This window comes from Pseudomonas sp. GM33 (genome assembly GCF_000282295.1).
Lineage (GTDB): Bacteria > Pseudomonadota > Gammaproteobacteria > Pseudomonadales > Pseudomonadaceae > Aquipseudomonas > Aquipseudomonas laurylsulfatiphila.
In genome coordinates, this window is the sequence record NZ_AKJO01000079.1 from 1 (window position 1) to 12,861 (window position 12,861).

Genomic DNA, 12,861 nt, shown 5'->3' on the forward strand with positions numbered 1-12,861 from the left:
GTGGTGGCGCCATCGCCGGTTTCGAGCAGGGCGTCGCGGGCGGCTTCGCTCGCCGGCCAATCCGGTGTGTCGGCATCGCGCAAAAAGTGTCGAATCTGTTGCAGCACCGCGCCGCCGAGCCCCAGCTCCTTCAGGTGCAGCGTGCCGGCCGGATCGTCATGACGGATCAGTTGGCCGCACAGGTTGTGCACGGCCGTGTCGGCATCAACCCCAGCATAGGTAAAGCGCTCAATCACGTGTTCAGCGCTCTCACCGCCACGCTCTCGCACCGCCACGGGGCGCAATAGTGCATCGAACTCAGTCAGCGTGCGGCTACCACGACCGTCCCAACGCTCCACGATTTGCCCGGCAGCACCTTGCAACGCCACCTGCCACCCGGCGTCGAGGCTGTCACTGGCCAACGGCACGCCGGACAAACTGAATACCTGATTGAGGTTCGCCGGGACCGACGCATCGTTCTGCGCCAGGGCAAACAGATACGGATCACGACCGGCCACGGGCCGTCCGGCGGCATCGAAGCGTTGATGCGTGACCCGCGTCTCAACCGGATCGAACGCTTGCCGCCGGTGGTATTGAACGGCCCTGACCGCCAGCCCGCGCGCGTCTGAAACCGCAAGGGTGGGCGTGCCGTGATGCGCATGGTCCACAGACATCCGTGCCGGCCTCGATCAGGGTGACTTGCCCATTACAATGCATCGCCGTCAATGTCGTGGATACTGTAAGAAATACCAGTTTTACCAACGCATCCGCACACCCAGGCTGCCAATCAAACCATTCAAATCATTGTCGTCCACGTCGCTGCTGTAGTCGGCGCTGACGTACAGGCTCACGGTCGGGGTGACTCTGGCGACCAGACCCAGGCCCAGTTCGACGGTCGAGGACTTGCGGCTGCTGCTGATCTTGTCGACCTGATCGAGGGTCACGGTATTGCCGGTGTACACCGTGTGCCACAAATTGGTCCGTACGTAGGGTTCGACCGGCATCCCGCTGATGTCGTAACTGCCTTTCAAGTGCGCACCGATTCGACCGCTCCACGAAGTCAGGTCACTGGAGGACGCGTTGCCCGAGCCAGCATACGGAGTGTCCAGGGTGATGCGCTGATTGATCAATTGCGCCTGGGGTTCAATTACCCAGTTTTCACCCAGGCCGATAGGGAAACCGCCTTCCACCGACAGCGTCATCGCACTGCCCTCGGTAGCTCTTCGCGTCCCTTGCTCATTGCGGCTGACGCCGCTGACCCGGCCACCGCTGGCGGTCAGGTCGACGTGCCAGCCTTGTGGACCGGTCAGGCTCCAATAGGCGCCGAGGCTTTGCCCCCGGAGGTTGAGCGCGTCGCGGTTGGGATCGGACATGGCCGGGGTGATCGGCGCGCCCTTGTTGTTGAGCTGGTACTGACTCGTGCCGCCGACCAGACCGACCCTTTGCGTATGGCCGCTGGCACTTTGCAGGGTGAGGATCGCCGGGCCTTTGAGTTCGTGGGTGCCGGGAACGGCCATTCCCAGGGAAAGGTAATCGGCTTGTGCCTGGCGGGAGGGCTGGCCGTAGAGTTGGTCCCAGGCCGTGGGCGCGGCGTCTTCGGTAGTCAGGCTGGAACTGCGCAGATCGGGATGAGCGCTGAATTCACCGGGCCAGGTTGCTGCAAAGGTAGTCAGACCGATAGTCGGGATGTCCTGGCGATACCACGGCGTTGTTTCCTGCTCGGCAGTGGCGGCGAGCAATTCAATGGAGGAACACAGCAGAAGTGAACTCGATACAGTGCAAAAAGTGACTTTGATCTCTTGTGAAGTGAGTGAAGTTTTCATGGAGGTCTACCTTGCAGTCGCATGCGGTATCTCGTTCTGGCGTCTCTCCTACCCCGAATGAGGGGCGACCGAATGGATTAGGCGGCGTCACGGGCTGCCCGTTTTTACGGGAGCCCGTGGCTGGTCCTGGTAGTGTTTTCGGGGGTAGTAACCTGAAGTCAAGAAGACCGAAACAGTCGAGTCAAGAAGATGGCCGATCAGTGGTAATGGTTTAAAAGGGCCTGTTCAATGGTGTGTTTCCAGGTGCTTGTTTATTCGAGCAATCGTCAAAAAACCTCGGGATAGAGCGGTTTCAACTCCTCACCACCTGACCCGAACCCCCACGTTACCGACCGTTCCCCGTTGTTGGTTGCTGTCGATATTGCTGGTGTAGTCAAGTCCTGCGTAGACACTGACTGAGGCGGCAACGCTCAGCACCATCCCGATACCGAGGTCGGCGGACGAGGTTCGTTGTTGGGTTTCGACCTGATCGACATGGTCAAAGGTGACCGTGTCGGTACCGGTAAAGGTGTGCCAGATATTGGCCCGCAGATAGGGTTCCAGCGGTCGGCCACTGACTTCGTAGCGACCCTTCAGGCGAGCGCCGACGCGACCGGTCCAGGCGCTGTCGGAATCGAACGAGACATGGGAGATGCCGTCGTCCTGGCTGTCGAGTTTGACCTTCTGATATATCGCCTGGGCCTGGGGTTCGACCACCCAGTTGCCAGCCACGGCGATCGGGTAGCCGACTTCTGCCGATAACGTCGTTACGTGGCCGTCATTGTCGATCTTCAGGCCACTTTCGGAGCGGTTGTCGCCATTGAGCCAAGTGTACATGGCCACGGCATCGAAATAGGCACCGGCGGGATCGGTGAGGGTCCAGTACGCGCCAAGGCTGTCGCCTTTCAACTCGACGTTTCCGGAGCGTTTGCCTTCGAAGCCCTGATTGAAACCATCAACATCACCTTGCAGGCGGCTGTGGCCGATAAAGAAACCGCTGCGTTGGGTTTGCCCACCCGCCAGTTGCGAACTGAACAGGTCATTGCCGACCTGGAAGCCATTGAGCGAGCCGTCCAGCCTTGGCGTGACGGTGCCGGCCCAGGTCTGCTCGAGGTTCTTGCCGTAGACCCGGCCCCAACCGGCGCCCAGGGCCCCGGTTTCCGTGAGCAGGCGCTGATCGCCCTGACGGTCATGAAAGGTACCCAGTGCTGACAGGCTCAATTGTGCTGCAGCCGGCGGCACCACCGACCAGGCAGGTACCGCCTCGCGATACAGGGGGATAGGTTTTGCGCCGGGTACGGCGGCAGGTAGCACAGGAGCTTCGAGCGTCACGACGCCTGCAGTGCCTTGAACCCCGTTAGCCACGACCACAGGCGCGGCGACCGGCACTGCCACGATGGGCTCCAGCGTCGGCGGCAAGGCGGGATCCGGGTTGGCGACGGCAACCACGGGCGGCGCCACCACCGAGGAGCGCAAATACCAACTGTTTTCGCTGCCCGGTGTGATGCCGCCTTTGAACAGACGGTAATCGAAGGCGCCAACCGACACCCGGGCTTTGAGGGCGAACGCGGTGTTGTCGCTGACCGCCGTGCCTTGGGCCTGAACCAGCTGGATGCCGTTTTGCCGGGTCAGGGCACCCGCGCCGCCAACGTTGGTGACGCTGATCAGGGTGCTGCCGGTCAGCGTTCCGTTGTTGACCACCAGCTTGTCGCTGGGGGAGCTGTCATCGCCCACTGCGCTTTGCAAGAGCAGCTGACCGCCGTTACCCACGTAATTGCCTTCAACCGTCAGGGTGTCGTTGGTACGCGAGTTACCGCCGGCAAGGTCGATGACCCCGCTGTTGTTCAAGGTGGCGAGGCGGCCCGCGGTCGAAGAGGTGATGCTGCCCTGGATTGACGTGAGCACGCTGCTGCCGTCGATGTTGAACACGCCGGTGCCCGTGGTGCTGTCCCCCAATTGAAGAATGCCATCGAGATCCAGTCGCGAGCTCTTGACCAGATTGAGGGTTTCCCAATTGATATACCGGGCAGCGCCCGATGAGGTGGTGTGATCGAAGGTCAGCAAGTCATTGTCACTACCGCCATTGAGACTCGGGGTCAGGGCGAGGGTGCTTTCGGTCAGATTGCTCAAAGTGGCGCGGTCGTTGCCTGCCTCCAGCAGGACTTGCGAGCGGATGATCCCGCCGCCGTCCCACACCAGCGTGTCATCACCGTTGCCGGCGCGAATCTCGCCGACGATTTCTCCGCCGGTGATCGTGATGCTGTCGTTGCCGTTGCTGACACTGATGTTGCCGCCGATACGCCCCCCGGAAACGATGATCTCATCGGTGCCCAAACCGGTCACCAGGTTGCGGAGGATCTGCCCACCGGACATATCGAAGATATTGTTATCGAGTTTCATGTCGACCCGGTCGATGATGCCGTCGGTCATCCTGGCCACGTCGCCATCTTCGAAGGCGCCAAGGATGGTGCCGCCTGTCATCAGGAAGGTATCGCGGCCGTCCCCTTGGGCCAGGGACTGAATGGTTCCACCGGACATGATGAAGTCATCGATGCCATTGCCTTGGCTGACCGCCCCGCTGACTTGCCCGGCGCTGATCATAAAGCTGTCCGCCCCGTCGCCCAGATCCACGGCACCGGCCACGGTGCCTGAGGCCATGTTCACAGCGTCGGCGCCAGCACCGAAGGTCACGTTGCCGTTGATCCTGCCGGTGCCATTGGCGGGGAAGGTCAGGGTGTTATTGCCCGACAAATCGGTTAACGGCCCGCTGGTGGCGCTGTCGCAGACGAAGTTGTCGTTGCCGGCGGTAGGGGTGAGTGTGCAGGCTGCGTAGACGGGTTGGGACCAGTTCGCACATAACCAGATCGAGAACAGGCAGGCGCCATAACGGTACTTGGGCAGATCTGTCGAAAACTCCATGTTGCCTCCGCGATGGGATCAACTTCCGTTCCTTTGGCCATCATCGATGGCCAGGAACCAGACGTGCTTGGCAGCGCGAGTTGCAAGACAACATCGGGAGCAACTATGACCCGCAAGTACCTTCGGCAACCAAGGCGCTACGTGTGTGTCGCAAGCCCCGGCGGATTTCCGTCAGGGCGGCAACAACGTAGCAGGCACCGATACAACGTGGCTACTGTCAGAAATAACAGGTGGGGGACGATTTTTCGGTACTTCGCACCCAATCGCCGCCATTCAAAGATGCACTTCTACCGCCAACGGCAAATGGTCGGAAAGGTGCGTCCACGGCTTGTTCCCGAGTATCTGCGGCTCATGGCTGCTGGCATTGCGCAGGTAGATGCGATCCAGGCGCAACAGGGGGAACCGCGCGGGGTAGGTTTTGGCCGGGCGGCCATGGTGGCGCTCGAAGGCTTCGTGCAGGTAGTCGCGGCGGGCCAGGGCGGCATTGCCTTGCATCTGCCAGTCGTTGAAGTCACCGGCAATGATCACCGGCGCATCATCCGGCAGGGACTCGAGGAGCTGGCAGAGCAACTGCAATTGCAGCTGACGATGGCTTTCCAGCAGGCTGAGGTGCACGCAGATGGCGTGCACTTCGCTGTGCCCCGGCACGTCCAGCACGCAGTGCAGCAAGCCGCGGCGTTCCGGGCCGGTAATGGAGACATCCAGGTTGCGGTATTCGCGGATCGGGTATTTCGACAGCAGTGCATTGCCATGGTGACCGTCGGGATAGACGGCATTGCGCCCATAGGCGAAGTCGCTCCACATGCTGTCGGCAAGGAATTCGTATTGCGAGGTCTGTGGCCAATCGTTGTAGCGGGAGGAGTGGCGGTCGTGCTCGCCGACCACTTCCTGCAGAAACACCAGGTCCGCCGACGTACTGCGCACGGCTTCACGCAGCTCGGGGAGGATGAAGCGCCGGTTGAGCGCGGTAAATCCCTTGTGGGTGTTGACCGTCAGCACGCGCAGTCGGTGGATGTCCGGGGGAGTACTCAACGGCACCGATTCAACTGATTGCCGCTTGGAATGACTGGCCACGTTCGCTCCTATGATTGGGGGCTGCCTATGTATGCGACTGATGCATGGACGGGCAGTTCAGTTTGCCTTTAACGCCGACGCGCCAGATCTGACACTCTGTGGCGATCTCAGGCTTTTCGCGAGCAAGCTCGCTGTTTAACATCGGCGGCCAATGCCCCCTGTAGGAGCGAGCTTGCTCGCGATAAACCGGAGAACACCGCGGGGCGCCTGCCAACCAGCGTTATCGTTGACGACCATCGCGAGCATGCTCGCTCCTACAGAAAGCGCAGTGGGATCAGACGAAGACGATTTCATAAGGCAAACGGATGCGCTCCAGCAGCGTGCGCGGCAGCAACGGCGCAAGGCCGATGGCGGGTTCACCGTCGAGTTGGCTGGCGTAGGCGTGGGTGGCGTGGCTCTTGCGGGCGACGGTCCAGGCATCGAGGCGCACCTTGCGCGCACGGTGCCAGGGGATCAGCTCCCGGTCCCGCGCCGGCCAGTGCCAGGCCCTGAACGGCACGTCGTTGTAGGTGGCGCCAACACTGGCCGCCGCCCTGGCACTGGCACGGCCGACAGTGTCGTGGTCGACGTTGCCGTCTTCGCACCAGGTGCTGAACACCACATCACCCGGGCGCAGGTAGCGCGCGATGAACTGGGCGATCCGTTCTTCGTGTTCCACCAGGGCGTTGTCGGTAAACCCGCCACGGATCCACTTCAGGCTGTGCATCGGCAACCCGAGTCGGCGGATGGCTTCCACGCTTTCCTGGGGACGAAACACACTGAGGCGTTTTTCCGACCACTGCCGAGAGCCGGGATGGCTGGCGCTGCCGTCGGTGATCGAGATCAATTGCAGCGGGTGGCCCAGGTTGCTGAGCAATTGCAGCAGGCCGCCGCAGGTCACGACTTCATCGCCGGGGTGCGGGGCAATGAGCACTGCGCGTGCACCGGCAGGCACCAGGGATTGGGTGTTGATGACCGCAATGCTGTCCAATTGCGGGGCACTGTTCCAGATCTGGGAGGGCAGGCTGGCTTCGCTGAGGGAAACGGATTTCATGGGTATACGTCCTTGTGCTGCTTCGCCTTCAGTCGTGCGCGAGACAAGCCCGGCCGACCCGTGAGGGCTGGTGGATAGCGAGGTGCGACAACCCCAACCCTGGATTGCCGCGTATCGAGTATTGCTCATGCAACGCTATTCGTCGCCTCTGGACCGAGATTACCTGCGCAATGCCAGCAGCCATGAGCCGAAAATACTCGGGAACAAGCCGTGGATGCACCTTTCAGACCATTTGCCATTTGCCATTTGCCATTTGCCATTTGCCGTTGGCGGTGGAAGTGCATTTTTAATCGTCAAAACTGTTAGTTCTTACAGTATCCCGCTCCCCGATTGACAGGCATGCTGGTTTCCGGGCATTGGGCAGGTAGCGAAGTACCGCGATGGCTTACCGGGCGCTTCACCACAGGGGCACGCCAACATTGACGGTCACGGACGCGCGTGGCTTGGCCGTACGTGAGGTAGCTTACTGCCGACAGCAGGTGGAGCAGCCCGTTGACACCCGGATAACCCGCCAAGTGTTTGACCCTGCTGCAAGGCTGGTGGCGCATTGGGATCCGCGCCTCTGGGGCAACGCCCCCGCCCCCAATCTCGCGACGATCTTTAGCCTTTCGGAGCAGACGCTATTTCGTGACAGTGTCGATGCCGGTTGGCTGTTGAATTTACCGAATGACGCTCAATCCGTTCTGTGTCGGTGGGACAGTCGTGGCACTTGGCATCAATCAGAATTCGATCCACTTCAGCGTCCGGTTGCCCTCGGTGAAAAGTTGGTCAATGAACCGCTTCGTGTCATCGAACGATTGACCTACGGGACAGCCAGTCTTGAAAGTGCATCACATAACCAATGCGGCCAACTGATACGCCACGATGATGGTGCCGGCAGCCAGCATGTGAACGAGTTTGCCGTTCACGGCGCAATACTGGTTGAAACCAGGCAGTTTCTCGGCAGCCTGGATACGCCGGACTGGCCGCTCGACGTTCAACTGCGCGACTCATTGCTGGAAGTTGGCGAGGCTTTTGTTTCCACCCGTGGTTACACCGCCACCGGCGATCCACAAAGCCTGACCGATGCCAAAGGTAACCAGCGAAAATTTGCTTATTCGGTATCCGGCCAGCTCCAGGAAACCCGGTTGCAACCAGCAAGCACCGAGCAAGAGCCTCGCCCGTTGGTCAGCGACATTCATTACAACGCCGCCGGACAGATAGTCAGTGAAACGGCTGGCAATGGTGTACTTACCCGAGTTTTGTATGCCGCAGACGATGGCAGTCCGATGCAACTGGTGAGCGCCGTACCCGGCAGCCCTCCACTCCAGGACCTGCACTACCGCTACGATCCGGTCGGCAACATCCTTCATCTGGAAGACAAGGCACAGCCCGTGGTTTTTTTCAAAAACCAGCGGGTCGAGCCAATCAACCGTTATCGTTACGACAGTCTTTACCAACTGGTCGAAGCCAGTGGCAGACAAGTGATGCCCGCCACATACGGTCCCGCACTTCCGGCAATGCTGCCCACTCCGCTGGACCCGAATCAACTGACCCATTACACACAAACCTTCAACTACGATGCCGCTGGCAACCTGCTCACTCGCCGCCACTGTGGCGCACCGACCTTCAGCATGAAAACCTCTGGCACCAGCAACCGCAGTCTTGCGCTGCAAGCAGACGGAGAACGAATTGAAGAGGAGGACATCGTCAATGGGTTCGATCCCTGCGGCAATCAAAGACAATTGCAACGTGGCCAGTACCTCCGGTGGGACGGACGTCAGCAGTTGAGTGAGGTCACCATGGTCAAGCGCGAAGGCGGGCCTGATGACCATGAGCGCTACATTTACGGCCCTCGCGGCCAACGCCTGCGTAAGGTCCGCATCACCCACACAGGCCGTCGCACCTTACACGCCGACACGCGCTATTTACCGGGGCTGGAAATTCACCTCGACGCCACGCACGGTGAAGAACGGCATGTAATTTCAGCTGATGCGGGACGTAGCCGGATCCGGATGATGCATTGGGTAGAACATCCGCCAAAGGACGTTATGAATGATCAACTGCGGTTCAGCTTCTGCGACCTGCTCGGCTCCTGCACATTGGAGCTGGATGAAAATGCCAGACTGTTGAACCAGGAAGGTTTTTACCCGTTTGGTGGCACAGCGTGGTGGGCTGGCAACAGTGCATTGGAAGCGAAATACAAGGTACGTCGTTATTCAGGCAAGGAACGGGATGCCACCGGGCTTTATTACTATGGCCATCGATACTATGCACCGTGGTTGCAACGGTGGATGAGTCCGGATCCGGCGGGGAATGTGGATGGGTTGAATCGATATTTGATGGTGAAAAATAATCCGTTGACTTTTTATGACGCCAATGGATTAGGACGTACGTCTTCAGCGGAAAACTCCGACAAACTCACAACAAAGAATCAGAAAGACGTATTGAACATTTCTTATTTAGATCAAGAACTACAGGCCCGATTTGACGCGCTAGGCGACGAATCGACGAAACGTTTTACATTCATCGAACAAAACTTCGCTGAAAGTGAAATCAACGATTATGAAATTGATACAGAATACAGAGATGACGGCTTCACCAACTCATATCTGCCGTATATCTGGACATTTTCCAATAACGAAAGAAACGATACTCGCAAAGATTATTACGCCAATGATGTTGCTCGATATCAATACACCACTATTTCACGAGAAAAAGAGTTTTTTGGTCATTTGCCATCATTGATAAAAAGAGAAAATGTTACGAACGAAGAAACAATCGAAAAAACTGATAAGCTAAAAAGCGATTCGGCTGAAATGCTTAGTGTTTTCATGAGCAAAACACAAAATGGAAAGTCCACCGCAAGGATTCTAAACGACTTTGGATTACGGGCCGTTAATGTGAAGAAAATAGGGCGCGATTTTTATATAAATGTCAAGCCTGTCTCCGGCGAACTAGAGCAATATAGATGGAAGCTCGATCCATCTAAAGGCACTGTATCAATCGAAGAGCCAGAAAACATTCAATCTACTGAGTTTAATGCTGTCGCCAGTGAGTATTCCCCTCCAATGAAGCGTCGCAGATTATCGAAAAATTAAACAAGCCAGACGCCTGTTTAATGGGGGGGGGAATTAATTGAGCTCTTGGTCTAACTGCTCTCTCATGTTGAATTGCGATTCGCCCCCCGGAATTACCATCAGGACTTGCTTCAGGCTCCCATGAAATCGGGCAGCTGGTTCAGGAGCCCTATTCCAACGGTCTCCCCTCGTTCGGGGAAGGAGAGATGCCAGTCGCGTCGCCAACCCGGCCAAAATGATTTTTCCGCTCTGCGGCATTGGCGCGGTGAATTGCTGAACTTCGCCGTTACTCCTCTTCCTCATGCTGCAACTCGAACAACAGCAACGAGCGGCCGGTAACCGAGTACTCGTGGCCGAACTCGAAGCGTTCCTGGCCACGGATCGACGGCTGGTTGGTGTCGATCATGCACGTCCAGAAACCGCCGTCAGGCACTTGCGGCAGACGGAAATTAACGATGTCGTGATGCGCGTTGACCACCAGCATCAACGTCGCGTCGGCACCTTTGCGGCGAATGCCGGTTTCCTGGGCGCGGCCATCGAGCAGCATGCCCAGGCAGCGGTTGTGCGCATCGTGCCAATGTTTGGTGGTCATTTCCGTGCCGTCCGGCGCCAGCCAGGTCACGTCCTTGACGCCGATGTCTTCGTTGTAGTTGCCCACCAGAAAACGCCCGCGGCGCAGGATCGGGTAGGTCAGGCGCAACTTGATCAGGCGCTTGACGAACTTGAGCAGGGCCTTGCCGTCTTCGCTGAGGTCCCAGTTGACCCAGCCGATCTCGCTGTCCTGGCAATACGCATTGTTGTTGCCCTCCTGGGTGCGGGCGAACTCGTCGCCGGCCACCAGCATCGGCGTGCCCTGGGCCAGCAGCAGGGTGGCGAAGAAATTGCGCATCTGCCGATGGCGCAGCGCGTTGATCTCGGGATCATCGGTGGGGCCTTCGACGCCGTGGTTCCAGGACAGGTTGTTGTTGCTGCCGTCCTGATTGTTTTCGTCGTTGGCCTCGTTGTGCTTGTCGTTGTACGACACCAGGTCGTTGAGGGTGAAGCCGTCATGGGCGGTGACGAAGTTCAGCGAAGAGTAGGGGCGCCGACCGCGTTCATTGAACATATCCCCCGAAGCGGTCAGGCGGCTGGCGAAGTCCGCCAGTTGACCGTTGTCGCCCTTCCAGAACGCGCGCACGGTGTCGCGGAATTTGTCGTTCCACTCGACCCAGCCCGGCGGAAAATTGCCGACCTGATAACCGCCAGGGCCACAGTCCCAGGGTTCGGAGATCAGCTTGACCTGGCGCAGCACCGGGTCCTGGCGGCAGGCGACGAGGAAACTGTGGCGCTCATCGAAACCGCCGTGATATCGCCCGAGTATGGTTGCCAGGTCGAAGCGGAACCCGTCCACGTGCATTTCCGAAGCCCAGTAGCGCAGGGAGTCGGTGACCATTTGCAGTACGCACGGGTGACTCAGGTCCAGGGTGTTGCCGGTGCCGGAGTCGTTGATATAGAAGCGCTTGTCATCGGGCATCAGGCGGTAGTAGGACGCGTTATCGATGCCGCGCATGGACAGGGTCGGGCCTTGCTCGTTGCCTTCGGCGGTGTGGTTGTAGACCACGTCGAGAATCACTTCCAGATTCGCTTCGTGCAGGTGCGCAACCATTTCCTTGAACTCGGCAATCTTGCCACTGGCCAGGTAACGCGGGTCGGGGGCGAAGAACGCGATGCTGTTGTAGCCCCAGTAATTGGTCATGCCCTTGTGCAGCAAATGCTGGTCATTGACGAACGCGTGGATCGGCAGCAACTCCACGGTCGACACGCCGAGCTTGCGGATGTGCTCCAACACGTCATCGACCATCAGCCCGGCAAAGGTTCCGCGCAGGTTTTCCGGGACCGAAGGGTGGCGCATGCTGAAGCCGCGCACATGGGTTTCATAAATGATCGTCTTGTCCCACGGTACGCTGACACGGTGGTCGTGGCCCCAGGTGTGCGCAGGGTCGATGACCTTGCACTTGGGCACGAAGGGCGCGCTGTCACGTTCATCGAAGCTGAGGTCGGCGTCGGGGTGGCCGATGGTGTAGCCGAACAGCGCTTCAGACCATTTCAACTTGCCGACCAGCTGTTTGGCGTAGGGATCGATCAGCAGTTTGTTGGGGTTGAAGCGATGACCGTTGGCCGGGTCGTACGGACCGTAGACGCGATAACCGTAGATCAGCCCGGGATGAGCGTCGGGCAGGTAGCCGTGGAAGATCTCGTCGGTGTATTCGGGCAGTTCGATGCGTTCGAGCTCCACCTCGCCGCTGTCGTCGAACAGGCACAGTTCAACCCGGGTGGCGTGGGCGGAAAACAGGGCGAAGTTGACTCCCAGTCCGTCCCAGGTGGCACCCAGCGGGAAGGGCAGGCCTTCACGGATTCGCGTGGCTTCAGCGCGGGGGGCTGGCGCGGGGGCTTTCTTTGGGCTGGTCATAAGTGCTCCTGCAAACTAGAAATCTATGGCGACTGCCATGCCGCCATCGCGAGCAGGCTCGCTCCCACATTGATCGGGAACGGGCCGCAAATTTTTGAACGACACAGATCCCATATGGGAGCGAGCCTGCTCGCGATGAGGCCATCAGGCTCGACGTTCATGGTGACTCTTCGCAAGCCTTGCCAGGACTGTCTCAAACCGCGGGCGGTTTTCGCGCCGCACGGGGCTTTTTCTCGACGGCCTTTTCTCCCGGCGGGATCACTTTTGAAGTCGCCGCCGGTTTGGCTTTGGCTTTCGGCGCGGCGGTCTTGCCATTGAGTGACTTGTCGGGGCCAAGTTTTGCGTCGCCGGTTTTCTTTGGCGCTGCCTTGCTGGCGGCGGACTTCGCAGGCTTTTTCGGGGCCAGGGCTTCGGCTTCCGCCAGTTTGCACGCCATCTCCCAGTGGCGGGCTTCCTGACCTTCGGGTTTTCCTTCGGACTCCCAGATCTGATAGGCGAATTCGCGGATGCGTTTATCGTCTGTACTCATCGCAATGCTCCTGAACT

General features: G+C 59.1%; 7 protein-coding genes and 2 pseudogenes. 2 read left to right on the forward strand and 7 right to left on the reverse strand.

Annotated elements, in window-relative coordinates; genetic code table 11:
• From PMI26_RS16410 to PMI26_RS16390, 5 genes and pseudogenes are all read right to left on the reverse strand, one after another.
• Window positions 1-653: pseudogene (locus PMI26_RS16410) on the reverse strand (RHS repeat protein); the annotation flags it as partial.
• An 81-nt stretch (window positions 654-734) separates the two neighbouring features.
• On the reverse strand, window positions 735-1,802 hold the full coding sequence (locus PMI26_RS16405; RefSeq protein ID WP_007974259.1) for an autotransporter domain-containing protein: 1,068 nt from the start codon (window positions 1,800-1,802) through the stop codon (window positions 735-737).
• Between the two features lie 300 nt (window positions 1,803-2,102).
• Window positions 2,103-4,700: an autotransporter family protein gene (locus tag PMI26_RS16400; protein WP_007974261.1), complete on the reverse strand. Its 2,598-nt coding sequence runs from the start codon at window positions 4,698-4,700 to the stop codon at window positions 2,103-2,105.
• A 273-nt stretch (window positions 4,701-4,973) separates the two neighbouring features.
• Complete coding sequence (locus PMI26_RS16395; protein ID WP_007974263.1) at window positions 4,974-5,774, reverse strand: endonuclease/exonuclease/phosphatase family protein; 801 nt, start codon at window positions 5,772-5,774, stop codon at window positions 4,974-4,976.
• Between the two features lie 274 nt (window positions 5,775-6,048).
• Window positions 6,049-6,807 carry a PIG-L deacetylase family protein gene (locus tag PMI26_RS16390; RefSeq protein WP_007974264.1) on the reverse strand — a complete coding sequence of 253 codons (759 nt, stop codon included), beginning with the start codon at window positions 6,805-6,807 and terminating at the stop codon, window positions 6,049-6,051.
• Window positions 6,808-6,955: 148 nt separating this feature from the next.
• Here PMI26_RS16390 and PMI26_RS31880 point away from each other — a divergent pair.
• Both PMI26_RS31880 and PMI26_RS30625 read left to right on the forward strand, forming a co-directional pair.
• Window positions 6,956-7,141 (forward strand): annotated as a pseudogene (locus tag PMI26_RS31880) (hypothetical protein); the annotation flags it as partial.
• Between the two features lie 109 nt (window positions 7,142-7,250).
• Window positions 7,251-9,887 (forward strand): RHS repeat domain-containing protein, encoded by a 2,637-nt coding sequence (locus tag PMI26_RS30625; RefSeq protein WP_157222268.1) that lies wholly within the window; start codon window positions 7,251-7,253, stop codon window positions 9,885-9,887.
• 265 nt (window positions 9,888-10,152) lie between these two features.
• Here the strand turns inward: PMI26_RS30625 and glgX are convergent, their stop codons facing one another.
• The gene (gene glgX / locus PMI26_RS16385; protein ID WP_007974269.1) at window positions 10,153-12,315 is read right to left on the reverse strand and encodes a glycogen debranching protein GlgX; all 2,163 of its coding nucleotides are present in this window, start codon (window positions 12,313-12,315) and stop codon (window positions 10,153-10,155) included.
• Between the two features lie 193 nt (window positions 12,316-12,508).
• Complete coding sequence (locus PMI26_RS16380; RefSeq protein WP_007974271.1) at window positions 12,509-12,844, reverse strand: DUF2934 domain-containing protein; 336 nt, start codon at window positions 12,842-12,844, stop codon at window positions 12,509-12,511.
• Between the last annotated feature and the right edge of the window lie 17 nt (window positions 12,845-12,861).